This window comes from Desulfothermus sp., assembly GCF_053993635.1.
In genome coordinates this window covers 1-25,728 of the sequence record NZ_JBMYBT010000086.1, presented here as the reverse complement: position 1 = coordinate 25,728, position 25,728 = coordinate 1, and the positions used below count along the sequence as shown (strand labels likewise).

Below are 25,728 nucleotides of genomic sequence, written 5' to 3'. Positions count from 1 at the left end.
TATGGCATTTAAATTCACACCCCGTAAAAAATTCTGTCGCTTCTGCGCAGACAAAAATTTGCCTTTGGATTATAAAAGGCCTGATATATTAAAGGATTTTGTTACTGAAAGGGGCAAGATAATTGGCAGAAGAATCACTGGCACTTGTGCAAAGCACCAGAGAAAATTGACCAGAGAGATAAAAAAGGCGAGACAAATGGCCCTTATGTACTACACCACAATACACAGTGTGGAAGTGAATAAGAAAATTAAAGGAGTTGAGAGATGAGGGTTATACTTAGGACAGATATTGAAAAATTAGGTAAGCTTGGTGAGGTGGTGGATGTTAAGCCTGGATATGCAAGGAATTATCTTTTGCCCAAAAAATTGGCTATGTTAGCTACTCCGTCAAATTTAAAGATATTTGAGCATGAAAAGAAAAAATTAGAGGAAAAGCTTAATGCTGAGAGATTTAAGGCAAAGGAATTGGCCGAGAAATTAGAGAAGGAAAGAATTGAGATCCAGGTAAGAGTTGGTGAAGGTGATAAACTCTATGGGTCTGTTACTTCTTCAAATATTGTTGATGAACTTGCAAAGAGAGGTTTTGAAATCGATAGAAAGAAAGTGGAGTTGGATAAACCAATTAGATCACTTGGTGAATATCAGATTCCTGTGAAACTCTATCCTGGTGTAGTGGCCACTTTAAATGTCTCTGTGGTGAGGTACCAGGAAGAAGGTGATGAACAGGCAAGCCAAGGTGAATAATTATGAGAGAAGGCCCTTTGTCTCCTCTCCTGAAAAAATCTTGCCAGAACTAATAAAAAGGGTTCCCCCCCATAACCTAGAGGCTGAACAGGCAGTTTTGGGGGGGATTTTAATAGATAATTCAGTTTTTCATTCAATATTGGAAATCTTAAAACCAGAGGATTTTTACAATCCCGCCCATAAAATTATTTTTCAAACCTTTTTGGACCTGTACTCAAAGAATGTCCCAATAGATCTTATTACTGTTAAAGATGCGTTAGAAAAGGCTGGGAAGTTGGAACAGGTAGGGGGCGTTGTATATCTCGCCAGTTTAAGTGAGCAAATAGTTCCATCAGCAAGTGCCATACATTATGCTGAAATAGTAAGAGAAAAAGCAATAAAAAGGGAGCTTATAAGTGGTGGTGCAAAAATTATTAACCTTGCATATGAATTTGATGAGGACACAGATACCCTTTTAGATCAGGCAGAGCAATCTATATTTCAGATATCTGAAAGCAGGGTTTTACCCCGATTCAAATCCAGTAAACAGCTTGTTGATGAAATCTTTGAAAAGCTCTCTGCAAGGTATGAAAAAAAAGAACTCGTAACCGGGGTTCCTACAGGCTACAAAAAATTAGACCAATTAACTGCTGGCCTCCAGAAAACAGATTTGATTATTATTGCAGGTAGGCCCAGTATGGGAAAAACTGCCTTTGGACTGAACATTGGGATGAGGGCTGCTTGTGAAGAAAATATACCAACAGCAATCTTTTCACTTGAGATGTCCATGGAGCAACTCATGATGAGGATGCTCTGTGCCAGGGCCAAGGTGGATCTAAAAAAACTGAGGACAGGATATTTAAAGGACGAAGATTGGGCCAGACTATATGTGGCAGCAGATGAATTATCCAAGGCCCCCATATATATAGACGACACACCTGCACTTGAGCCTCTGGAACTCAGGGCAAGGTGCAGAAGACTTAAAAGTGAAAAGGGGCTGGGGCTTGTTATAATTGATTATTTGCAGCTCATGCACGTTCCCCAAAAAAGAGATTCAAGGGAACAAGAAATTTCCTATATATCCAGAAATTTAAAGGCCTTGGCAAAAGAAGTAGATGTGCCTGTAATAGCCTTAGCACAGCTAAATAGAAAGGTGGAAGAGAGAAAGGACAAAAGGCCAATGCTCTCTGATTTAAGGGAATCTGGAGCAATAGAACAGGATGCAGATGTGATAATATTTTTATATAGAGATGAAGTGTACAATAAAAAGGAAGATAACCCCAAAAAGGGTATTGCTGAAATAATTATTGGAAAACAGAGAAATGGTCCAATAGGCAGTTTGGAATTGGCATTTTTGGCCAATTGTACAGCTTTTGAGGATCTTGAAATAAGAGAGGAATAGGGGATTTGGTGTAGTGGTGTAGTGGTATATTGGTATAGTGGTATATTGGTTATTGGTGTAGTGGTTATTGGTTAGTAAGGGGTGGGGGAGGATAAGTGGGACTTGGGAAGTTAGAGGTTTATAAGATTTCTTTGAATTTAAGTGATAAAATTTGGGATGTTTATAAGAGCCTGGATAAAGATTTAAAATATAATATTGGTTCTCAAGTATTAAGGACTATTGATTCAATTGGAGCAAATATTGCGGAAGGATATGGAAGGTTTCATTATAAAGATAGCATCAAATTTTATTATAATGCAAGAGGCTCTCTCTGGGAGTCCAAATACTGGATTTATCTGTTATATAAACGAGATTTAATTAATATGGCTTTATATAACGAATTAATAAGTGAATTAGACGTATTAGGCAAGAAACTAAACAAATTTATAAATACTATAAAAAGTAAAACAATTAACCATTAGACTAATACAGAAATATACCAATACACCAATACACAAATAAACCAATACACTAATATACAAATATACCAATACACCAATACACTAAATAACGAATTAATGGGTGAATTAGAACTATGAGGCAAAAAAGTGAACAAATTTATAAACACTATAACCACTAAACCACTAAACCAATACACAAATACACAAATACACTAATACACTAATACACCAATAGGAGTTATATTATGCAACATGACTACTTACATAAAGAAGAGAGACTTTCTCGAGATGAATTAACAGCACTCCAATTAAACAGGCTTAGAGAGACTATTAGGCAAGCAAAAAAGGGGATTTTTTACTGGGATCGTTTAAGTGATATAGAGCCCGAGGACATAAAGTCAGTAGAAGATATAAAGAAACTCCCATTTACCACAAAGGAGGATCTTAGAAATAATTATCCAGTGGGCCTTTTAACTGAGCCTGTGGCTAAGATGGTGAGACTTCACGTATCATCTGGTACAACTGGAACTCCAACAGCAGTGCTCTATACAAAGAAGGATCTGGATACATGGGCTGATCTCATGGCCAGATGTATGTACATGGTTGGTATTAGATCATGGGATATCTTTCAAAATCTCAGTGGATATGGACTCTTTACTGGAGGATTGGGAATCCATTATGGGGCAGAGAGATTAGGATGTTTGACTATTCCTGCTGGTGCGGGAAATTCAAAACGTCAGATAAAGCTCTTAAAAGACTTCAGAGTAACTGCAATTCACATAATACCTTCTTATGCTCTGCATCTGGCAACTGTTTTTGATGAAATGGGAATTGATCCAAAATCACTATATTTAAAGACTGCTCTTATAGGTGCAGAACCACATACAGAAGAAGTTCGCAAAAGAATAGAAGAAATATACGGAATAAAGGCATACAATTCCTATGGTCTATCAGAGATGAATGGCCCTGGAGTTGCATTTGAATGTCCAGAACAAAATGGCATGCATCTTTGGGAAGATGCTTATATTCTTGAAATAGTTGATCCCAATACCCTGGAGCCTGTGGAAGAAGGCCAGGTGGGTGAGCTTGTGTTAACTACCCTTACCAGAGAAGGAATGCCCCTTATAAGATATAGGACCAAGGATCTCACTGCAATTATTCCAGGTGAGTGTCCTTGTGGTAGGGTGCATAAAAGGATCGCCAGGATTACAGGTCGTTCAGACGATATGATAATTTTAAAGGGCGTAAATATATATCCAATGCAGGTTGAAAAAGTGCTTATGTCCATTCCAGAAGTGGGACAAAACTATCTGATTATTCTAGAAAAAGAGGGCTACATTGACAAGATGAGAGTGCAGGTTGAAATAAAGGATGAATACTTTGTTGAAGATATGCGTGAGCTTAAAAAACTCCAAGACAAGATTACAAGACGACTGAGAGAAGAGATCTTGATTACTCCAAAAGTAGAACTTGTTGAACACAAGAGTCTGCCAAGGAGTGAAGGAAAGGCCGTTAGGGTTATAGATAAGAGAAATGAAAAATAATGCAAGGAGCAAATACATTATGTCAGGGACTTTTCCAGCATATAGAGGGGAACTTGAATATGTGTGTCAGGTATGCGGAGCAAGATTTGACAGTGAAGAGCTTCTCTATACATGCCCTAAATGTAAGGGTGTTTTTCTATTAAAAGATAGAAAGTTTGATGAACTAAAAAAGATTTCAGGTAAAAAGTGGAGGGAGATCTTTGATGAGAGGGCAAAGACCAAAATTTATGAACTAAGGGGAATCTTTAGATTTTATGAATTAATGGCCCCGATTTTGGAAAAAGAAGATATTGTCTATCTTGGCGAGGGCAATACACCAATTGTATTTGCTTCTAATAATTTTCAAAAATATGTTGGAATTAACTTTGCTTATAAAAATGAAGGGCAAAATCCCAGTGCTTCATTTAAAGACAGAGGAATGGCGTGTGCCTTTAGTTTTTTGAGCCATTTAGTTAGGGAAAAAGGGTATAAAAATATTTTAGCCATTTGTGCATCTACAGGTGACACGTCTGCATCTGCAGCCATGTATGGTGCATATGTGGGAGATCCAATCAAAAGCGTGGTCTTGCTTCCCCACGGTAAAGTCACCCCAGAGCAGCTTGCTCAACCCCTTGGTAGTGGGGCATTTGTACTTGAACTTCCAGGGGTATTTGATGACTGTATGAAGGTAGTTGAATACCTTGCAGATAATTATAATGTTGCACTATTAAATTCAAAAAATAGCTGGCGCATCTTAGGACAAGAATCTTATTCATTTGAAATAGCCCAGTGGTTTGACTGGGATGTAGCAGGAAAAGTTGTTTTTGTCCCAATTGGTAATGCTGGAAATATCGCTGCAATTATATCTGGTTTTATAAAATTGTATGACCTTCAAATAATAAATTCATTGCCAAAAATAATAGGCGTGCAATCATCCCATGCAGACCCAGTGTACAGGTTTTATTCCATGGACAAGGGAGATAGAAAATACGAACCTGTATCAGTAAGACCATCAGTAGCCCAGGCTGCAATGATTGGTAACCCTGTCTCTTTTCCAAGGGTAAAAGAACTAGTAGATAAATATGAATCCCTTGGTGGTGTATTCTATGTGGTACAAGTGGAGGAACAACAGATTATTGAGGGAATGTTAATTGTAAATAAATATGGACATATAGCATGTACTCAAGGAGGTGAGTGTTTTGCTGGGATGTTAAAGGCCAAGGAATTAAATCTCATAGAAAAAGATGAGGTGTGTGTATTGGATGCAACTGCCCATTCATTGAAATTTCTAAAATTTCAGCAAATGTATTTTGATGACTCCTTTCCACAAGATTATGAAATAGTTCCAAAAGATGAGCTCAAAAATTTTCCCAAATTGATTTTAGATGTCTCAGAAAAGAAATCCTTATCTAAAGATACATTCTATCAAAAGGCAGTTGAAAATATAGTAAAAGAGCTAGGTCTTGAAGAGAAAAGATAAAATATTACTTTTTTCCTAAGACTGTATTTTCAACGTTACTATATTTAAGTTGTTCTAAAAGCGAGTTATCAGTAAAGTCAAAGTTTAGCGGGGTAAGGGTGATATATCCTTTTGATAAATAGGCCCTGTCTGATTTTGGAGATAAATTTTCTTCTGGGATGTATCCGCATAACCAGAAATAGGGTTTTCCGCGGGGATCAATCCTTTCCTCATACCAGTCCTTATAAATAGCTTGGGTCTGTGGACATACTTTTATTCCTTTGACCTTATTTAATGGTAGGTCTGGAAAATTTAAGTTTAAAACCCTGTTTTTGAATTTTTTCCAGTCAATTTTTTTTATTAATCGACACACAAATTCTGCTTGATCATTCACGTCTGTTGGAGAAAAGTTATCTATAGACACAGCAAGTGCACTAACTCCAGCTAAGGCTGCTTCTGTTGCTGCTGCCACTGTACCTGAATACAAAATATCCACTCCAACATTAGCACCATTATTTATTCCAGATACAAGTAAATCCGGGGGATTTTTTAAAATTTTTGTCAGTGCCAGTTTTACACAGTCAACAGGTGTACCCGATACTCCTATACCCTGAAAATTGCTGTTTTTTACATATTTTATCCTGATTGGATTAGACAGGGTCACTGCGTGTCCAACAGCTGATTGTTCTGTAAGAGGTGCTATTACATGGACTCGATGGCCGGCGTTAATTAAGCTTTTATAAAGCGTCCTGAGCCCAATGGCCCAGATACCGTCGTCGTTAGTAAGCACAATTTCCATCTTTACCTTGCTCTATATTTTGGTTACAAATTTTCAATCATGTTTTGGTAAGAGGTGTTATTTTTTGGAAAGCTTAATGAACAACTTTTTATTTGGCAAGAGTTATGGAAGTAAAAAAGAAATTTATTAGTGAGCTAAAAATAGGGGAGAAGGTGGATGATATATTCATTGTGACAAAGGCAAGACAGGGATCATCTAAAAACGGCCCTTATTGGGATTTGGAATTTCAGGATAAGACAGGCAGGATTCCAGCAAAAATATGGTATCCTCAAAGTGGTCAATATGATACAATTAATGAAGAAAGTTTTGTTAAAGTAAGAGGATATGTGGATTCCTTTAGAAATAACCTACAGATAATAGTGCAAGGACTTAAAGTAGTTGTTGAAGATGAAATAGATATTGAAGATTTTATCCCCACAACAAAAATTCCACCTGAGAAGCTCATGAATGAATTAGAGGAGTTGTGTTTTAAGAACTTAAAATACAGGCCATGGAATAAGCTTATTGGGATGATTTTAAAAGACAAGGATATTAGACAAAGGTTTATGAATGCACCAGCTGCAAAAAGTATCCATCATGCATATAGGGGAGGACTTTTGGAACATACCTTAAATGTGTGTAAATTGTGTTTAAACATAGCAGAACTTTATCCTGAAATTGATAGGGAAATTTTACTTGTTGGGGCAGTGCTTCATGATATAGGAAAAATTGAAGAGTTTGAAGGTAAAATTTCTCTGGACTACACTGATAAAGGTCAGTTAATTGGCCATGTTGTTATGTCTGTTTTATTGATAGAACCCTTTTTAAATAAAATAAAAGGTCTTAGTAATGATTTAATAATGCATTTAAAACATATTATACTTTCTCACCATGGTGAATATGAATTTGGCTCTCCCAAAAGGCCGAAAACCAGGGAAGCACTAATAGTACACTTTGCCGATAACATAGATGCAAAATTAAATATGGTAGGCACTCTTATTGATGACATGGAAGATGAACAGGAAAATTGGTCAAAGTACCAGCGTTTTTTAGAAAGAAAGATATTTAGACCTGTACATACAAATGAATTTATTAAAGGAGCAAAAGAGAAAAAGCGGAGGTCCATAGAGGGATGTTCATTGCCTTTGAAGGAATAGAAGGATCAGGTAAAAGCACCCAGAGCAGATTACTTGCTAAGACTTTAAAAAACGCAGGGTTTGAAGTTGTGTATTCTAGGGAACCTGGGGGTTGTGCTTTGGGTGATGATCTAAGGAAGATATTGCTGGATTCTAAAAACAAAGATTTAGATCAGAGATCTGAGTTATTTATGTATCTTGCAGCCAGGGCACAGCACGTAAAAGATAAAATTATGCCTGCTGTTCGAGATAATAAGATTATAATTGTAGATAGATTTAATGACTCTACTATTGCTTATCAGGGATATGGAAGGGGACTGGACACAGATTTTGTATATCAGCTATGTGATTTTGCCTGTTATGGACTCTGGCCAGATATTACAATAGTTTTGGATATGCCTGTAGAAATAGGTATTAAAAGGGCCAGATTAAGAAATGAGTTTTTTAAAAAAAATAATATGGATGAATCAAGGTTTGAACAAGAGGAGCTCAAATTCCATGAACGGGTAAGAGAAGGTTATCTAGATCTTCAGAAAAGATACAATGAGCGAATTGTGATTATAGATGCTACTGGCTCAGTTGAAGAGATAGGCAGTTTGATTCTGTCTGTGTTAAAGGAAAGATTGGGACTAGAGGTGTAAGGAGATTTTATGGAAAATATAGCAGTGGTGCTTTGCAGGACCAAATATTCAGAAAATATTGGTTCAGCTGCACGGGCATGCGTGAACATGGGGGTAAATGAGATTATATTAGTTGATCCCAAGGAATTTGATTTAAATAGGGCCTTACCTTTGGCAACTCCTAAGGGAAAAAATATTTTAGAAAGGGCATCTATTGTGTCTAATCTCTATGTTGCCCTTGAAAATTTTAATAAGGTCTATGGTACCACTGCCAGGACAGGGGGATGGAGAAAGAGGATATTACTTCCCAAACAGGCTGCATCTGAGATTGCTAAAGATGTAGCTGAGGGAAGAAAAGTAGCCATTGTTTTTGGATCAGAGGACACAGGACTTTTGAATCAAGAAATAGAATTGTGTGGGCAATTAATTACAATTCCAACAGATCCAGGGGCATGGTCCCTTAATGTGGCACAGGCAGTATTAATTATCTTATATGAATGTTTTAATAAAATATCCTATCACAACTGGAGTAAGACCAATTTAGAAAAAGATCTAACTAAATATGCAACTCATAAGGATTTGCAATTATTATTTGAAAATCTAAAAAAAGTACTTAGAGAAATAGACTTTTTATTGCCGCATAATGCAGATTATTTCATGTTACCCTTAAAGCGATTTATCCACAGGATTAATCTAAAGAAAAACGAATTTAATATGTTAATGGGTATCTGCAGGCAGTTTCTCTGGTATTTTAGGCAAATACCGAAGAGTAAAGAGTAAATTTTTCTTGCGGCTATTATTTTTTTCGACTAAAATAAATAAAGGTGTTGATATAACCTAAAAAAAGAGGAGTAGGGATATGCAAGATACTAAACAAAAACATGAAGAGATGCTTCAATTGGTCTCCTTTAGACTTGGTGACGAGGAATTTGGTGTAGATATTATGCAAGTACAGGAAATAATTAGAATGCAAGACATAACATCTGTTCCAAATGCCCCTGAGTTTGTGGAAGGGGTGATTAATCTTCGGGGCCGAGTAATTCCAATAATAGACTTGAGAAAGAGGTTTGGTTTAGAAGAAAAATCCCATGATAAAGCCACTAGAATTATAGTTGTAAAAGTTGATGATTTGACTGTTGGACTGGTTGTGGATGAGGTATCAGAAGTATTGCGTATCCCAGCAGATACCGTTGAACCTCCACCTCCAATAGTAGCTGGAGTGGAATCTGAATATATTAGGGGAGTTGGAAAGCTTGAGGACAGGTTGCTTATTTTATTAGATCTGTCCAAGACCTTGAGCAAAGAAGAAAAAGCATCCTTGCAGTTGATGTAAATGAAAAAAAATAGCTATAAAGCCCTTATTTCTTCGGATTGGAATGAATGTTTGTCTCCTTCTAGGCCTTTTGACCCTATTCTTTTTAAATATCCTGAACTATCAAACAAGATTCAGGATATTTTTAAAAAATATACATCAAACCAGATATCTTATAAAAAGGGCCTTGAAATAATAAAGCGTTGTTTGCCCAGCCCTATTACCCCTAAAGATATGGATGCATATTTGATGGAAAAGTTTTCTGTTTACCCTGGAGTATTAGAGTTTATCCAGTGGTGTAAAGAAAACAACATACTTTTTATGATAAATACCACAGGATTTATTGGCTATTTTGAGAGGGCAATGGCTTTGGGGCTACTGCCCCATATTGAAATAATAAGTGGAAGTCCTTTTATAAGGTTTAACCATTACATAAAATCCACCTATTTTTTAGAATTATATGATACAAAAGACAAACAAAAGAACACCCAATTGGTGAAACAAAAATATAACATCAATAGAGTTATTTTAATTGGCGATTCTGGAGGTGATGGCCCCCACTTTGTGTGGGGGAAACAAAATGGATGCATCTTAATCGGATGTATGGCAAAACCATCACTTAGGTCTTTTTGTGATAAATATTCAGTGGAGATAGATGAATTTATAGGGGATTATAAATCCGGTCCAATGAAGATTGATCTAATAACAACTGTTAAAAAATACATCTAAAAGTAAGACTCTTCTCCTAAAAAATCCTTCTTTCTAATGATATCTCAATCCTTACCCAAATTCTAATTTTGTCTTTCCCAGTATCCATTTTTTTGGACAATATATTTTTGATTATCCAAAGTAAAAACTTCTAGTTGACTGCTGCCATATTTTCTGAGATATAAATATCTAACTAACGTTAGGGAGATAAAGAGATGAAGAAGAATAGGGCTAGACGAAGGGAGTTGTTTGAGATTGCTACCAGGCTTTTCATGGAAAAAGGCTATCGTGCTACCACCATGCAGGATATTGCAAAGGAAATGGGAATACAAAAGCCTTCTTTATATCATTATATCTCGTCAAAGGATGATATCCTTAAAGAGATAGTAGATATCACAATGAAGAGACTCATCCATTCCATTGAAGAAATAGCTAATTCTAACACTTCTCCTGTCCAAAAGTTAGAGAGGATCATTGACTCCCATATAATGCTAATATGTGAAAACCTAGAACTTTTTACAGTGAGCTTGAGGGAAATAAATAAAATCAATGCAAAAGGATTTTGGTCTGATGTGGTGGCCTTAAGAGATAAATATGAATCTCATGTGAGGAATATTTTGGCCTCAGGGAAAAGACAAGGGTATTTTAGAGAAGATATTGATGAAAAACTTGTGGGTTTTGCACTTCTTGGTAGTGTAAATTGGGCAATTAGGTGGTATTCTCCTAAGGGAGAGAAATCTCCCAAGGAGATAGCAGATCAGTGGAAGAAGCTTTTTTTAAAAGGGCTTTTAAAGGATTAAATGAATATCACTATTGTGTGCGTAAAAGGATAGAAAAAAAATAGTAAAAACAATGGCATAGGTTTTAGCAAAATATTAAGTCATTAAAAGGACGGAAAATTGAATAAACAAGGAGGGTAAAAGTGGATTTTCAAGTACCAGAAAACATTCAAAAAATGAAAGACAAAGTAAAGAGATTTGTGGAACAAGAACTTGAGCCTATCAGTAATCAGGTGGAGAAGGAAGATAAGATTCCAGAAGAGATCGTCCAAAAGATGAGGGATATGGGACTATTTGGTATCTCAATCCCAAAAGAGTATGGGGGACTTGGGTTGGGAACTTTAGGGGAATGCCTTATTTATGAAGAGCTTTCTAAAACCAATGCATGTTTTAGGACAAGGATCGGTACCAATAATGGAATAGGTTCCCAGGGGATCTTGATTGATGGGACAGAGGAACAAAAAAGAAAATATTTGCCAAAGATTGCATCTGGAGAGTGGACTGCATGTTTTGCCTTAACTGAACCTGAAGCAGGATCTGATGCAGCCAACATAAAGACCAGGGCAGAGCTTAAAGGAGATCACTTTGTGTTAAATGGGTCAAAAATCTTTATTACCAATGGTGATATTGCTGATGTTGCAACGGTTTTTGCCGTAACTGATCCAGAGAAAAAGGCAAAAGGTGGCATAACTGCATTTATTGTTGAAAAGACCTCTCCTGGGTTTAAGGTTGGAAAGCTGGAAAAAAAGATGGGACTCAGAGGCTCTCATACTGCAGAGCTAATATTTGATAACTGTATTGTCCCAAAGGAAAATGTCATTGGTGGAGATAAAATGATCGGATATGGGTTTAAGACTGCCATGAAGGTACTTGATAAGGGTAGACTCACAATGGGTGCCTGCGCCATGGGTACAGCTCAAAAGCTTTTAGAGCTCTCTGTTAAATTTGTTAAGCAGAGACACCAATTTGGACGACCAATTGCAAACTTTCAGGGCATTCAATTTATGTTGGCAGAACTTGCAACAGAGATTTATGCAGCAAGGCAAATGGTATATCATGCTGCATGGTTAAGAGACAAACTTGGTACCTCCATTATTAAAGAGGCTTCAATGGTGAAGCTGTTCTGCACTGAGCTAGCAAATAAGGCTGCCAGAATAGCTTTAGAAATACATGGAGGAGAAGGATATATTAAGGGATGTCCTGTAGAGAGGTTTTACAGGGATGTTCGCTTGACCAGGATATATGAAGGGACAAGTGAAATTCAGAAATTGGTCATAGCAAGAGAGATTTTTAAAGAATATAATTAAAAAATTACAAAAGGGAGGTATGATTATGGTTTCTAATATAAAAAATGTTTTTGTAGTAGGTTCAGGCCTTATGGGAAGTGGGATCAGCCAGGTGTGTGCCCAGAGCGGCTATACTGTTTATATGTGCGATATATCTAAAGATGCCCTGGATAGGGCAATGAAAAATATAAATTGGTCAGTTTCAAAGTTTGTGGAAAAAGGAAAATTAACTGAGCCTGTTGAGACAATCATTGGAAGAATAAATCCAGTAACTTCATATGATGCAGCGGCCCAGGCAGATTTGGTAATTGAGGCAGTATTTGAAAAACTGGAATTAAAGAAAGAGGTATTTGAAAATATTGATAAAATAGCTCCCAAACACACAATAATTGCCACAAATACCAGCGCAATTTCAGTCACTGAACTTGCAGCTTGCACAAATCGTAGAGAACAGGTCCTAGGCCTTCATTTCTTTAGTCCAGTTCCCATGATGCAGGCAGTAGAAGTGGTGAAGGCCATGACAACCAGTGATGAGACCTTTAAGTTAGGGGAAGAGTTTGTAAAGAGCCTTGGCAAAGAACCAATATTGGTAAAAAAAGATGTGCCAGGCTTTATAATAAACCGCATCAATTTTCCAGCAACAATGGAGGCAATGAGATTGGTGGAAGCAGGTGTTTGCACTGTTGAGGACGTGGACAAAGGATTAAAACTTGCTGCTGGTCGAAAAATGGGGATCTTTGAAACAGGAGATATGGTTGGATTAGATGTCACCCATGGCGCGCTTATGGCAATCTATGAAGAGACAAAGGATCCTAGATGGTATCCTCCAGAGATTTTAAGACGTAAGGTAAGGCTCGGACATCTTGGGAGAAAAACTGGAAGGGGATGGTATCTATATGATGAGAACGGAAATAAGATAGGAGTAGCTGATTATTAGTAAAAAGATTCTTTTGAGGAAAAAGAGATAAGGAGGATGTCATGAAGGAAGTGGTGATTGTAGGTGGAGTGAGGACCCCTGTTGGTAGATTTGGAGGAGCATTAAAGGATGTTGAGGCGTATGACCTTGGGGCCATTGTGTTAAATAAGGTTATTGAAAAAATAGGTATTTCTCCAGAAGACGTGGATGAAGTCATAATGGGTCAGGCCTATCAAAATGGGGATTATGTAAATATAGCCCGTATGTCCCTTTTGACTGCTGGATGGCCTGATAATATCCCTGGGATTACCATTGATAGGCGATGCTGTACAGGACTGGATGTAATTCGTGTAGGGGCATCTTTAATACAGGCAGATCAAGCAGAAATAGTGGTTGCTGGGGGAGTTGAGAGTATGAGTAATGCAGAATTTTACCTTCCTGGCAGTATTAGATGGGGCATAGGTGGGAAAGGCAACATGCCAAGAGGGCATGGAGACCTGTCTATTTGGGGATTACCATTATACGACAGACTTCAGCGTGGCAGGGTCATGTCTCAACCAATAGAAAGGTATGGCACCTTAGTATCCATGATGAGCTGGGCTGAGACTGCTGCAAAAAAAGAGAACATATCAAGAGAAGAGTGTGACAAATGGGCATATGAAAGCCATATGAAGGCTACGTCTGCATGGGATAATGGAAAATTTAAGGAAGAGGTGGTTCCTGTTCAAATAAAGGGAAAAAAAGGAGAAGTAATAGTTGTAGAGGTAGATGAGACTCCAAGACGGGATACCTCCATAGAAAAACTGAAAAAATTAAGGCCAGTTTTAGGTGGTGTGTGCACTGCTGGAAACTCCTCTTCAGAAAATGATGGGGCTGCAGCTGTGGTGCTAATGTCTAGGGAAAAGGCAGAGCAGTTAAATATTAAGCCCTTTGTCAAAGTCATAGATATTGCACTTGCTGCTTGCGATCCAAGATATACTTATGAAGCAGTACCAGAAGCTACTAAAAAGGCATTAAGAGGTGCTGGACTCTCCATCAATGATATGGATCTTATTGAAATTCAAGAGGCATTTGCAGCACAAGTGTTAGCAGATATAAAAATGATGGGACTTAGTGAAAAGCATTATCCTCGCATAAATGTAAATGGAAGTGGCATATCTTTGGGTCACCCAATAGCGTGTACAGGCGTAAGGGTGCTTGTTACCCTTATACATGAAATGAAGAGAAGAGGCGCAAGATATGGCCTTGAATGTATATGTGGCGGTGGAGGACTTGGCATAGCAGGGGTATTTGAAGGAATGTTCGATTAATTTTTCAGAAATAACAAAAATTAGAGTGGGAGGATAGAATGGATTTTTCATATACAAAGGAGCAACTCTTAATTCAAAAAAGTGCCAGGGAATTTGCAAAAAAAGAGCTTTTGCCAAAGGCCATGGAAAGAGATGAAAATGGCATTTATCCCAAAGAAAGCCTTGAACTTATGGCAGATCTTGGCTTTTTGGGTATGCTTGTTTCAGAGGAATATGGAGGAATGGAGGTTGATACCATCTCCTATGTCTTGGCACTATCAGAAATTGCTTCAGCATGTGCATCAACCGCCGTGATAACCTCTGTACATAATTCTCAGGTGTGTGAGCTAATATCAAAATTTGGAACAAAAGAACAAAAACAAGAATATTTAAACAAACTAACTACTGGGGAATATATGGGTTCATTTGCCATATCCGAGGAGGGTGCTGGTTCAGATATTTATTCAATTTCCACTACTGCAAAAAGAGAGGGGGATTACTTTGTCTTGAATGGGAAAAAGAGATGGATCGCAGGTGGAGCCAATTCTCACCTCTTTATAGTGTTTGCCAAAACAGACGAAAATAATATTTCAGCTTTTATAGTTACAAGGGATATGCGAGGCTTTTTACAAGGTGAAAGTGCAGACAAAATGGGGCTTAGGGCTTGCGATATTACAGAGATAATATTTGAAGACTTAAAAGTGCCTGTAAAAAACCTTTTAGGAAAGGAAAATGAAGGGGTAAAGATCGCTATGTTAGCGCTTGATCTTGGCCGCATTGGAATTGCTGCAATATCCTATGGAGTAGCTTTGGCCGCATTTGATACTGCTGTTAAATATTCAAAACAAAGGGTCCAATTCAATAGGACCATATGCAAAAATCAAGGCCTTAGATGGATGATCTCAGATATGACAGTGGACCTTGAGGCTGGTAAATTCCTGTTGTTCAATGCGGCTTTAAAAAGAGACCAAGGCAAAAATTATTCAAAGGATGCATCAATAGCAAAATTGTATCTTTCAGAAATGGCAAATCGGGTGGTAGATAAGGCGCTCCAGATACACGGGGGATATGGATACATAAAGGAATATCCAATTGAGAGGCTGTATAGGGATGTTAGGGCATTTACCATACTTCAAGGAACCTCCCAGATCCAGAGAAATTTAATTGCTAACGAGATAATTGGAGATAAAAAATAGGTTGCAAAAAATATTTGAAGTTCCAATGAAATAAAAACCAAGGGAATGGTTATGAACCAATTAACAAACACCGTGAGGCTCGAACTAAAAGATCAAATAGGGATAATTATCACCAAAGGAAAATTAACAAAAGAAGATGCAAATCAGCGAATGTCTCTTATAAATGGAACAGTTGATTATGAACCAATAAAAGATGTAAATATTGTAGTAGAGGCAATATCTGAAGACATTAATTTTAAAGATGTATTTTCAAAGCTTGATTTGATATGTAAAAAAGATGCAATATTTGCAACAACCACAGAATGAGCAAATGCAAAAAAAACAAAGGAGGGAGAAGATGGCAAGATTTAATGATGTAATTTATGAAAAAAGGGGAAAGGTTGCGTGGATAATTATAAATCGTCCAGAAAAATATAATGCATGTACCCCAGTTACTTTGTATGAACTCTCAAAGGCCTTTATTATGGCATGGACAGATAAAGAAGTAGGGTTGGTTGTATTTACTGGTGCAGGAAACAAAGCATTTTGTACAGGTGGAGATCAGAGTATAAGGGATTTAGGTGGATACAAAGGATACAGTGTTGAAGATATTAAGGGGACCATTGCAGAACTTCCCTTAGAAGTTGGTTGGCAGATTGTGACCTTTCTTATAAGGCACATTCCAAAGCCTGTTATTGCAAGGGTGAATGGTTATGCTGTTGGAGGAGGCCATGTTTGGCAAGTAAATTGTGATTTATCTGTTGCCTCAGAAAATGCAAAACTTGGGCAAGCTGGACCAAGGGTGGGGAGCTTTGATCCTGGCTTTGGCACAGGAGAGCTCTGGAGAAATGTTGGGATGAAACGGGCCAAAGAAATCTGGTTTTTGTGTAAACTGTATAGCGCAAAAGAGGCCTTTGAAATGGGGCTTGTTAATAAGGTGGTTCCACAAGAGAAATTAGATGAAGAAATTGATCTTTTGTGTAATGAATTACTTAAAAAGAGTCCTACATCTTTGAAGATGTTAAAGTATGCATTTCTTGCTGATACAGAGGGACTATCAGGAGTTACAGAACTGGGAGTAGGAGGATTAAGTCTCTATTATGGGACAGAAGAATCAGCAGAAGGGAGTAAGGCATTTATGGAAAAGAGGGAGCCAGATTTTTGGAAATATGTAAAATAAAGGGGGGAGATATGTTTGAGCTAAAAGACAAAATAGCAGTTGTAACTGGTGCAGGCAGGGGTATAGGAAAGGCAATTGCCACTGTTTTGGCAAGACAAGGAGCTAAGGTAGCGATTGCAGATATAAGATTAGATGAAGCTATAAAATGTGAAAGAGAAATAAAAGACAATGGGGGAAGTGCAATAGCCATTAAAACAGATGTTTCTGATTTATCTTCTGTTAAAGAAATGGTTAATAAAATACATGATACATTTGGTAAAATAGATATATTGATAAATAATGCTGGTTGGGACAAGATGCAGCCATTTCTTGAAACATCACCAGAATTTTGGGATAAAATAATTGCCATAAACTATAAAGGGGTGTTAAATTGTGTCTATTGTGTAGCTCCTGATATGATTGAAAAGAATGGGGGAAGGATTATTTCAATTAGTTCTGATGCTGGCAAGGTTGGAAGTAGTGGAGAAGCAGTTTATGCAGGAACTAAAGGTGCTGTAATTTCTTTTAGTAAGACCATGGCAAGAGAACTTGCAAGACATAAAATTACAGTCAATGTAGTATGCCCAGGTCCTACAGAAACTCCTTTAGTAGATGAAATGAAACAAGACAGCGAGAGAAACAGAAAGATCTTTGATGCAATGGCAAAATTCATACCTCTCAGGCGTATGGGTAAACCAGAGGACATTGCATACGCTGTTTTGTTTTTGGCTTCAGATGAAGCCAACTATATTACTGGGCAGGTATTGAGTGTAAGTGGTGGTCTGACTATGATGTAAGAAAAAGGGAGAATTCTTATGAAGGCACTGGCTATTAATGGGAGTCATAGAAAGGGAAAAAATACTGCAAAGATGTTGAATATGGTTTTAGAACCAATAAGATCTGAAGGGATAGAAACTGAATTAATAGAATTGACAGATTATGACATTAAATTGTGTAGGGCATGTAACAAGTGTCTGATACGACCAGAATGTAGTATTAAAGATGATGATATGGGACTAATTGCCGAGAAAATGTTAAATTCTGATGCCATAATAATAGGTTGTCCTGTGTATTTTTCAAATGTTACAAGTAAATTAAAGATATTTATGGATAGGACACGCTGGATGCACATGTGTGAAAACCTGTTAGAGGGAAAATTAGGCGCTGTAGTGACCCATGCGGGTTTAAGAAACGGAGGACAAGAACTCACTAACTTGATCTTGGAAAATTTTCTCATTCACCATGGATTATATATTGTGGAGGCAAGGAGTCCCAAAAAAGGCATATACAATCTTGGGGCAATGGGCACGATGTTTGATGATCTTGAGGGAGAGAAGATAAAATGGAAAAAAGGGGTAGGACAAGATGCCTTAACAGTCAAGATGTGTCATGATCTTGGTGTTAATATAGCTAATAAACTAAAAAAAATAAAAAATTAGGACAATGAAGCCATACTTTCAAAGACACGATGGCAAAGTCTGGTATATATTTTTGTCCTACTAAATAGACCAGAGGTTTTTGAAATATTTGAAGAGGTAGACAATTTTTTTGATTTTTGATGGTTGTAATTGGCGTCCTGAAAAGAGGACGCCTTTATTATTGTTAGCTGTTTTCAGCCTTTATCTTTTCAATTAACTGGCGTAATTCTTCTGCTTGTTGGGCCATTTCATGTATGGCAAGAGCAGATTGTTCCATACCTTCTGAAGTTGCATCTGCAAGGTCTTTAATAGTTTCAATGGATCTCGTGATTTCTTCACTTGCAGCTGATTGTTCTTCAGCAGCAGTTGCAATACTACGAACCTGGTCAGCACTGCTTTGCGCCAGCTCCACAATTTCTGTTAAAACTTTGCCAGATTGTTCTACCTTTTCTGTTGCGATTTTTATTGCTTCTAAGATTTGTTGAAAGTTTTTATTGCTGTTTTCTGTTGAGACCCTGATGTGATTTATATTTTCCTCAACCTCTTTGGTAGCAGCCATAGTATTTTCCGCTAGTTTTCTCACTTCATCTGCAACCACAGCAAATCCTCGTCCAGCATCTCCAGCCCTGGCAGCTTCTATTGCAGCATTTAAGGCAAGGAGGTTTGTTTGGTCTGCAATATCGTTAATTACATTTATTATCCTTCCAATTGTCTGTGTCTGATTTAAGAGTTCTTCCATATCTTTACTTAACTGGAGACTGATTTCTTGAACTTTGTTTATTTGATTAACGCTTTGATTAACTACTTCAAAACCTTCTTCTGCCTTGACTTTTGTTGCATCAGAGTTTTCTGAGGCCTGGGCTGCATTTTTGGCAACTTCAAGTACAGTGGCATTCATCTGTTCCATTGCTGTGGCCGCTTCTGTAATCCTGTCCTTTTGTTCAGACATGTTTTGAGATACTTCCTGGGCCTGGGCAGATAGCTCTTCACTGGCAGTGGTTAAGTGTTCTATTACTTCCTCCATAATCTGTACAACATGTAACATTCCTTCTTTTTTAGCTGTTTCTGCCTGTCTTTTTGCTTCTTTTGCTTTTTCCAGTGCTATATGGGCCTGTTTATTGGCTTCTAAAGCCTCTTTTTTCTCTTGTTCTGCTTCCTGGATTTTTTCTTTGAGTTTTTCAACCATTGTTTCCATAGCCTGCTGAAGTATAAAAAATTCTCCTTTTAAAGATTTTCCCACTTTTGAATCTAAATTTCCTTTAGAGATATTTTCAGCAAAACCAACTAAGGATTGGAGCGGTTTTTTTATGCTTTTATTACAATAGACAGATAAAATTGCTAGCATGATAAGTATCAAAATTATTCCAGCAACAGATCCTTTAATTATAACATTATGTTGTGCTTTATGGATATGTTGCATTTGAGCTTTGGTAAGTTTCTGGACATCATCCATATAGATTCCCATTCCAATAATCCAACCCCATGGCTTGAACAATTTCACATAAGATGTTTTTAAAACATCTCCAGGCTCTCCCTTTTTAGACCAATAATAATCCACAAATCCAGCCCCTTTTCTCTTACATATATTGATCATTTCTTGAATAAGCAATTTGCCTCGTTTGTCCTTTAGACCTAATACATTTTTATTAATTAATTTGGGATTTGGATGGGCAAGCATGTAACCTTTTAAGTCGTTTATCCAGAAATAGTTTCCATCTGAAAGACGCATAGAATTTATTTGTGTAAGTGCCTGTTTTTGCATCTCTATGGTTATATCTTCTACCCATTCACCTGTTCCAATTATCCAGTTTAATTGAGGGATTAACATTACATAGGATACCTTTAACTTGGCCTCCTGCTCACCTGGCTTGGGCCAGTAGTAGGTAACCATTCCTCCGCCCTTTTCTTTACATACTTTTATCATATTATTAAAGAGATAATTCCCTTTTTTGTCCTTAAAATTAGATAAATCTTTTCCATCTAAGGCTGGATTTATAGGATGCATTATCATATATGGATGCATGTCATTAATCCAAATGTAATTTGTTCCATGGTATCTGAAATTTTTGACCAATTCCTTTACTTTCTCTTCAATGACGTTTCTGGGTCGTCCCTGGTTTTCCTTTAAAACTGCATTAATTTGGTTTTTTACTCCCTCTAAAATTGTTTTTAATTCTTTAGCCTTTGCTTTTTTTAAGGCTTCTATATCTTGAGATTTTTTATAATAGGTTTCAACAACTGAGAAAGCCACATCTACTAAGTTTTTTAAGGACACCATCTTGTTATTTTTTATATTATTTTGTGTGGAGTGGGTAATCCTTTTCGACATTGAGTTTATTTCTATGTGGAATAAGGCTAAAAAAAACAGACCTTCAAGGATTAAGAGAGAAATTATAAAAAAAATAGCCTTGTTGATTACTGATCCTTTCATGGTTGTTTACCTCCATTGAATATGGCTAATTAATGATATCTTTCTAAATAAGGAGTTAAAAATCCATTGGTCATGCAGGTAAATTTAAAAATAGGAAAAAAGTTAAGTCTAAAAAAACATTTCTATTATAGATTTAGTCTAGTTAAACTCTGTTTAAATGTCAATACGTTACTCTTCTTTTAATGAATTGTAGTTATCTTATTTGACTTACTGGGTGGTAGAATAAATATTGCCATATTTTGAGTATAGTCCTCAGCTCTTAACTCTTTACCTTGCTTTTGGTTATTAAGGAGATTTTAACTTGATCTGTGTCTCAGAGATATTAGAGTATATTTTTCTTGCTAGGCTTTTTTTATAGGTGTAAGAAGTGGATAGGGTGTAATTTGAATGTGAATTATAACCTTTGAATTAATAAGAATTTTCTGTAATTTGGAGGAAATAATGGATTCTTTAGTAGTAGCTATGGTGGATTTAGATGCAATTGCGCATAATTTAAGAGAAATAAGAAAAATTATACCCTCTAGCACCGAGATAATGGCAGTGGTTAAGGCTAATGGGTATGGACATGGGGCCAGAGAAGTGGCAAAGGTTGCTCTATCTGAAGGGGCCTCATATCTTGCGGTGGCGAGGTTAGATGAGGCCGTAAATTTGAGGGAAAATGGGATTTATGAAGATATACTCATATTTGGATACATACCAGTTTCTGATTTAGAAATTGTAAAAAAATACGACTTTACAGTGTCAATATTTGATAGAGAGCAGGCTGAAAAATACAGAAAAAGATGTAGGGAGTTGGGATATCGACTTCGGGTTCATATAAAAGTTGACACTGGGATGGGAAGGGTTGGATTTGTACTATCAGATAAAAAATTAAAAAATCAGTCTATTTGTGATATCAAAGAGCTTTTAAAGGTGGATGAGTTTTTTATTGAAGGGATATATACCCATTTTGCCAGGGCAGATGAACAGGACCTCTCTTATTCAAAGATACAACTAGGTTTGTTTAAGGAGTTGATGAATGAAATAAAGGAGTTTGGTAGAGACGACATTAAATATCATGCAGCAAATAGTGCTGCTGTTATGCAATTTCCTGAATCCCATTTAGATATAGTTCGCCCAGGGATTATGCTTTATGGACTCTATCCTTCAAAGTATTTAAAAGAGACCTCAGGTGTAAAACTCAAGCCAGCAATGACCTTAATAAGCAGAATTACCCAGATAAAAGAGGTCTGTCCAGGATTTAAAGTGAGTTATGGCTCTACTTATATTACTAATAAAACCTCGCGCCTTGGTACTGTTCCTGTTGGATATGCTGATGGCTATCCAAGGATTTTGTCAAATAAAGGGTTTGTGCTAATTAATGGTAAACCTGCTAAAATAGCCGGAAGGGTCTGCATGGACCAGTTTGTAGTGGATATAACTGATATAGATGCGTCAGTTGGAGACAAAGTGATTATTTTTGGGACATATAATTCTTCCCATTTGAGCGCAGATCAGGTGGCAGAGTGGGCAAAAACCATAAATTATGAAATAGTATCTCAAATAACTTCCAGGGTAAAACGGGTGTATATCGGGAATTTTTGAATTAATGTTTAAATAGATGTTGTGGGGTTTTATTATGGAAAACGACTACAAAGATGCACTTAATTTTTTGTATTCACTACAAAAATATGGAATAAAATTTGGACTCTCAAAAACTGAAAATTTGTTAAAAAAATTGGATACACCTCAAAAAGACCTGAAATTTATCCACATAGCGGGCACAAATGGAAAGGGGTCTGTAGCAACTTATTTAAATTTTATCCTAATGAACGCTGGATACAGGGTTGGACTGTACACATCTCCTCATCTTGTTTCCTTTACTGAAAGGATGAGGATAAATGGGGAAAATATATCAAAAAGAGATGTGGTGCATTATACGAAATTAATCAAACATGTCATGGATCAAAGTGAACCTCCAACGTTTTTTGAGGCAGTAACTGCAATGGCCATTAAGTATTTTGCAGATAAAAAAGTAGATATTGTTATTTTGGAAACAGGAATGGGGGGAAGATTAGATGCCACAAATATTGTAGATCCAATCTTGACTATTATAACTAATGTATCGCTGGAGCACCAGGAATTTCTTGGGAATACAATAGAATCTATTACAAAAGAAAAAGCAGGCATTATAAAAGACAAAATTCCTCTTGTAACAGGGATTAATCAAGAAAAATCTATTCAAATAGTTGAAGATATTTGTATGAAAAAAAATGCTTCTATGTATGTATTAGAGCAGGATTTCTCTTGTATTCAAGAAAATGGCGTTTACAATTATTATGGTATAAATCATAATTATAATGGTCTTAAAAGCGGACTAAATGGAATTTATCAAAAAAACAATTTAGCTCTAGCCTTAGCATCTATAGAAATTTTAAATAATAAAGGATTTAGTACTAAAGATGAACATGTAATTAATGGAGTAAAACAAGCATTTTGGCCAGGAAGAATGCACATAGTCTCCAAAGCACCAATTATATTATTAGATGGTGCCCACAATATAGCTGCAATGCATGGACTTAAGGAATCTGTAAAGAATATGGAATATGATAAACTTATACTGATTATTGGAATTATGGAGGATAAAGACACAAAAGAGATATTAGATATAATTGTGCCAATGACAGATTTTACTATTTATACACGTCCAAATTACTACAGGGCAATGGATCCTTTTAAATTAAAAGAACAATATAAAAAAGTGCATAAATATGAAATTATAAATAATTTAGAGAGAGCTATAGTAAGGGCAGAGCATATAGCAAATGAAAACGATATGATTCTTATTACTGGTTCCCTCTTTACTGTTGGAGAGGCTTTGAGTATTTTGGATCCTATCAATTATCCTACAGAAGAAGCGTAGATATATGGGTATAGCAAAGGAAACAATCTTTTTTTGGGCGTTGGATTTATTGGTGGCATTTTGTATTAGAGGCTTTAACTAATTATGGATAGAGAAGTACAATTTGAACAATATCTTTTAAATCAGATTGAAGGCTTAAAAAAGAGGAACCAGGAGCTTGAGCTCCTTATAATGGAGTATGAAAGGGCTATTGATGCGAGCTCAAGCTCCAAGACTTTAATGGAGGTTGCTCAAGATTTAATCGAATTAAAAAGGGCACAGAATGAACTTAAAAAAGAGAGGGATTATTTTAAGAACGTCCTTGATAATTCAGCAGATGCAATAGGCATTGTAGATGCAAAGGGAAGATTTATTAGATGGAATAAAAGGGCAGAAGAGCTATTTGGTTTTAGCTTTGAAGAATTAAAAGGCAAATCTGCTTTTGACCTCTATGAAGACAAAGAGACTTTAAATAGGATGTTAACAGAGCTTAGAACCAAGGGCTATGTGAGGGATTTTGAGATTGGTGTTAAGACAAAGAGTGGAAAATTTTTACCCATGGGGATGTCCATTAGCGTGCTTAAAGAAAATGGCAAAGTAATAGGTAGCGTGTGTGTTGCAAGGGACCTTACTCAGATAAAACAGGCTCAAAAGGAGCTTGAAAAAAGCAAAGAGGCAGCAGAGGCAGCTAGTAGGGCAAAGTCGGAGTTCTTAGCTAATATTTCCCATGAGATCAGGACCCCAATGAACGCAATATTGGGTTTTGCTGAGACCCTTTTAAGTGAAACAGTTAACGAGAGGCATAGGAAGTTTTTAGAAACTATACTGTCCAGTGGGAGAAATCTTTTAGCATTAATTGATGATATCCTGGACCTATCAAAGATAGAGGCTGGTAAACTTAAACTGCAACCAGAACCCATAGACATAAAAAATGTGGTTTATGAGATGCGTTCTATTTTTTGGGATAAGGCAGAGAAAAAGGGTTTGGAATTTAAAGTTGATATTGATCCCAAGGTATCAGATATCCTGATTTTAGATGAGGTGCGTATAAGACAGATACTTATGAATTTAATTAGCAATGCTATAAAATTTACAGATTCTGGTTATGTTGGAATTAGCCTTACTCAGAAATACAAGGGGCTTGGAAAGGCAGATATTATAATTAAGATGAAAGATACTGGAATTGGGATACCGAAATCCCAACATGAGGTAATTTTTGAAAATTTTAGACAACAAGACAATCAAAGGACAAAGAAATACGGTGGAACTGGGCTTGGGCTTGCCATTACAAAAAAGTTAGTGGAACTTATGGGTGGAGAAATTAGTGTTGAGAGTGAAGTGGGAAAAGGGAGTGTGTTTAAGGTCTATTTAAGGGACGTGGAAATTGGCTCTACTTCTCTTAATACAGTTTCCAATATAGACAAAGAAAATCATAATATAAAATTTGTTGGTGGATCTATTTTAGTTGTTGATGATGTTTATTACAATATCGAAGTAATAAAAAATTTTTTAGAAGATACAGGTTTGATAGTTACAGGAAGTACTAACCCAAAGATTGCCTATGATATGCTTCAATATATGGACTTTGACGTTGTGCTAATGGATATCCGAATGCCTGAGTGGGATGGGATTTCTCTGACCAAAAAATTGAGACAGAAAGATAAATTTAAAGATATTCCCATAATAGCAGTAACTGCGATATCTATTAAAGACAAACTAGATGAGATAAATGAATATTTTGATGGATATCTTTTAAAGCCAATTGAGAGATGTAAATTAATAGACACACTTAAGAAGTTTTTAAAGGTTCAAGACAACGATATTAAAACTGATTTTTTTAAATATATCAATAATATTCCACGCTATTTTATAGATGAGATAAATAAAAATATAGGACAAAAGATACATAATATAGAAGGAGTGATAGAATTTAATGAAATATATGAACTTGCTATAAAATGGAATGAGATTGCAGATAAATATAAAATTAAAGAAGCAAAAAATATAGGTGAAGCACTTATAACAGGGATAAAGGCATGTGATATAGTGGGAATAAAATGTATATTAGAGAAGATAAAGAGATTAATATATTATTGAAAGCAAAAAGTACGTATTAAAAAAATATGTACTAACAAAATCAGTTTTTATTTTATGAAAGGACTAGTCTTGGATAAGTCAAAACTTATTTTAATAGTAGACGACAATGTTCATAATTTACAGGTATTAGGTAATATTTTGCTTAGTGAAGGTTACAACATAGCTGTAGCACAAAAGGGAAAAGATGTTTTGTCAT

The 25,728-nt window shown here is 36.3% G+C and carries 25 protein-coding genes; 23 read left to right on the top strand and 2 right to left on the bottom strand.

The genetic code is table 11. The features are described 5' to 3' along the window. Nucleotide 1 precedes the first annotated feature (1 nt). From rpsR to thrC, 6 genes are all read left to right on the top strand, one after another. Nucleotides 2-268, top strand: coding sequence for a 30S ribosomal protein S18 (rpsR, locus tag ACY2V1_RS06870; RefSeq protein WP_459878176.1), 267 nt, complete (start codon nucleotides 2-4; stop codon nucleotides 266-268). Continuing rightward, a complete protein-coding gene (rplI, locus tag ACY2V1_RS06865) occupies nucleotides 265-744 on the top strand; it encodes a 50S ribosomal protein L9 (RefSeq protein ID WP_461834054.1) in 480 nt (159 codons plus the stop codon). Before rpsR ends, rplI begins: the two co-directional genes overlap by 4 nt. Beyond that, nucleotides 719-2,125, top strand: coding sequence for a replicative DNA helicase (gene dnaB / locus ACY2V1_RS06860; RefSeq protein ID WP_461834053.1), 1,407 nt, complete (start codon nucleotides 719-721; stop codon nucleotides 2,123-2,125). Before rplI ends, dnaB begins: the two co-directional genes overlap by 26 nt. 95 nt (nucleotides 2,126-2,220) lie before the next feature. After that, the gene (locus tag ACY2V1_RS06855) at nucleotides 2,221-2,586 is read left to right on the top strand and encodes a four helix bundle protein (protein ID WP_461834052.1); all 366 of its coding nucleotides are present in this window, start codon (nucleotides 2,221-2,223) and stop codon (nucleotides 2,584-2,586) included. A 224-nt stretch (nucleotides 2,587-2,810) separates the two neighbouring features. Further along, nucleotides 2,811-4,109 (top strand): phenylacetate--CoA ligase family protein, encoded by a 1,299-nt coding sequence (locus ACY2V1_RS06850; RefSeq protein ID WP_461834051.1) that lies wholly within the window; start codon nucleotides 2,811-2,813, stop codon nucleotides 4,107-4,109. 19 nt (nucleotides 4,110-4,128) lie between these two features. Then, nucleotides 4,129-5,568: a threonine synthase gene (gene thrC, locus ACY2V1_RS06845; protein ID WP_461834050.1), complete on the top strand. Its 1,440-nt coding sequence runs from the start codon at nucleotides 4,129-4,131 to the stop codon at nucleotides 5,566-5,568. A 4-nt stretch (nucleotides 5,569-5,572) separates the two neighbouring features. Here thrC and surE read toward each other — a convergent pair whose 3' ends face one another. Then, on the bottom strand, nucleotides 5,573-6,346 hold the full coding sequence (gene surE / locus ACY2V1_RS06840) for a 5'/3'-nucleotidase SurE (RefSeq protein ID WP_461834049.1): 774 nt from the start codon (nucleotides 6,344-6,346) through the stop codon (nucleotides 5,573-5,575). Nucleotides 6,347-6,450: 104 nt separating this feature from the next. Between surE and ACY2V1_RS06835 the strand changes: the two genes are divergently transcribed. The 14 genes from ACY2V1_RS06835 (at nucleotide 6,451) to ACY2V1_RS06770 (ending at nucleotide 18,144) form a co-directional block, all read left to right on the top strand. After that, nucleotides 6,451-7,482 carry a CRISPR-associated endonuclease Cas3'' gene (locus tag ACY2V1_RS06835; RefSeq protein WP_461834048.1) on the top strand — a complete coding sequence of 344 codons (1,032 nt, stop codon included), beginning with the start codon at nucleotides 6,451-6,453 and terminating at the stop codon, nucleotides 7,480-7,482. After that, nucleotides 7,458-8,102: a dTMP kinase gene (gene tmk / locus ACY2V1_RS06830; protein WP_461834047.1), complete on the top strand. Its 645-nt coding sequence runs from the start codon at nucleotides 7,458-7,460 to the stop codon at nucleotides 8,100-8,102. The genes ACY2V1_RS06835 and tmk overlap by 25 nt, the downstream gene beginning before the upstream one ends. Before the next feature lie 9 nt (nucleotides 8,103-8,111). Beyond that, nucleotides 8,112-8,861, top strand: coding sequence for an RNA methyltransferase (locus ACY2V1_RS06825; RefSeq protein ID WP_461834046.1), 750 nt, complete (start codon nucleotides 8,112-8,114; stop codon nucleotides 8,859-8,861). Nucleotides 8,862-8,940: 79 nt separating this feature from the next. After that, nucleotides 8,941-9,414, top strand: coding sequence for a chemotaxis protein CheW (locus tag ACY2V1_RS06820; protein ID WP_461834045.1), 474 nt, complete (start codon nucleotides 8,941-8,943; stop codon nucleotides 9,412-9,414). Further along, entirely contained in the window at nucleotides 9,415-10,122 is a 708-nt protein-coding gene (locus ACY2V1_RS06815) for a hypothetical protein (RefSeq protein WP_461834044.1), read from the top strand. 194 nt (nucleotides 10,123-10,316) lie between these two features. Next, nucleotides 10,317-10,901, top strand: a complete 585-nt coding sequence (locus tag ACY2V1_RS06810; protein WP_461834043.1) for a TetR/AcrR family transcriptional regulator — start codon at nucleotides 10,317-10,319, stop codon at nucleotides 10,899-10,901. Between the two features lie 122 nt (nucleotides 10,902-11,023). Continuing rightward, nucleotides 11,024-12,187, top strand: coding sequence for an acyl-CoA dehydrogenase family protein (locus tag ACY2V1_RS06805; protein WP_461834042.1), 1,164 nt, complete (start codon nucleotides 11,024-11,026; stop codon nucleotides 12,185-12,187). A 25-nt stretch (nucleotides 12,188-12,212) separates the two neighbouring features. Continuing rightward, entirely contained in the window at nucleotides 12,213-13,103 is an 891-nt protein-coding gene (locus ACY2V1_RS06800; RefSeq protein WP_461834041.1) for a 3-hydroxyacyl-CoA dehydrogenase family protein, read from the top strand. 41 nt (nucleotides 13,104-13,144) lie between these two features. Further along, a complete protein-coding gene (locus tag ACY2V1_RS06795) occupies nucleotides 13,145-14,392 on the top strand; it encodes a thiolase family protein (RefSeq protein ID WP_461834040.1) in 1,248 nt (415 codons plus the stop codon). A 38-nt stretch (nucleotides 14,393-14,430) separates the two neighbouring features. Further along, complete coding sequence (locus ACY2V1_RS06790; RefSeq protein WP_461834039.1) at nucleotides 14,431-15,567, top strand: acyl-CoA dehydrogenase family protein; 1,137 nt, start codon at nucleotides 14,431-14,433, stop codon at nucleotides 15,565-15,567. A gap of 51 nt (nucleotides 15,568-15,618) precedes the next feature. After that, the gene (locus ACY2V1_RS06785; protein WP_461834038.1) at nucleotides 15,619-15,873 is read left to right on the top strand and encodes a 3-hydroxyacyl-CoA dehydrogenase NAD-binding domain-containing protein; all 255 of its coding nucleotides are present in this window, start codon (nucleotides 15,619-15,621) and stop codon (nucleotides 15,871-15,873) included. Nucleotides 15,874-15,904: 31 nt separating this feature from the next. Beyond that, a complete protein-coding gene (locus ACY2V1_RS06780) occupies nucleotides 15,905-16,726 on the top strand; it encodes an enoyl-CoA hydratase-related protein (protein ID WP_461834037.1) in 822 nt (273 codons plus the stop codon). Between the two features lie 11 nt (nucleotides 16,727-16,737). Next, nucleotides 16,738-17,502 carry an SDR family NAD(P)-dependent oxidoreductase gene (locus ACY2V1_RS06775; RefSeq protein ID WP_461834036.1) on the top strand — a complete coding sequence of 255 codons (765 nt, stop codon included), beginning with the start codon at nucleotides 16,738-16,740 and terminating at the stop codon, nucleotides 17,500-17,502. A gap of 18 nt (nucleotides 17,503-17,520) precedes the next feature. Continuing rightward, complete coding sequence (locus tag ACY2V1_RS06770) at nucleotides 17,521-18,144, top strand: flavodoxin family protein (RefSeq protein WP_461834035.1); 624 nt, start codon at nucleotides 17,521-17,523, stop codon at nucleotides 18,142-18,144. Between the two features lie 163 nt (nucleotides 18,145-18,307). Here ACY2V1_RS06770 and ACY2V1_RS06765 read toward each other — a convergent pair whose 3' ends face one another. Next, entirely contained in the window at nucleotides 18,308-20,554 is a 2,247-nt protein-coding gene (locus ACY2V1_RS06765) for a cache domain-containing protein (RefSeq protein WP_461834034.1), read from the bottom strand. A gap of 441 nt (nucleotides 20,555-20,995) precedes the next feature. On the opposite strand from ACY2V1_RS06765, the gene alr reads away from it, so the two are divergent. The 3 genes from alr to ACY2V1_RS06750 all read left to right on the top strand — a co-directional run bounded on the left by alr (nucleotide 20,996) and on the right by ACY2V1_RS06750 (nucleotide 25,532). Continuing rightward, nucleotides 20,996-22,138, top strand: coding sequence for an alanine racemase (gene alr, locus ACY2V1_RS06760; protein WP_461834033.1), 1,143 nt, complete (start codon nucleotides 20,996-20,998; stop codon nucleotides 22,136-22,138). 34 nt (nucleotides 22,139-22,172) lie between these two features. Further along, nucleotides 22,173-23,456, top strand: a complete 1,284-nt coding sequence (locus ACY2V1_RS06755) for a bifunctional folylpolyglutamate synthase/dihydrofolate synthase (RefSeq protein ID WP_461834032.1) — start codon at nucleotides 22,173-22,175, stop codon at nucleotides 23,454-23,456. Between the two features lie 84 nt (nucleotides 23,457-23,540). Next, entirely contained in the window at nucleotides 23,541-25,532 is a 1,992-nt protein-coding gene (locus ACY2V1_RS06750; RefSeq protein WP_461834031.1) for an ATP-binding protein, read from the top strand. Nucleotides 25,533-25,728: the final 196 nt, after the last annotated feature.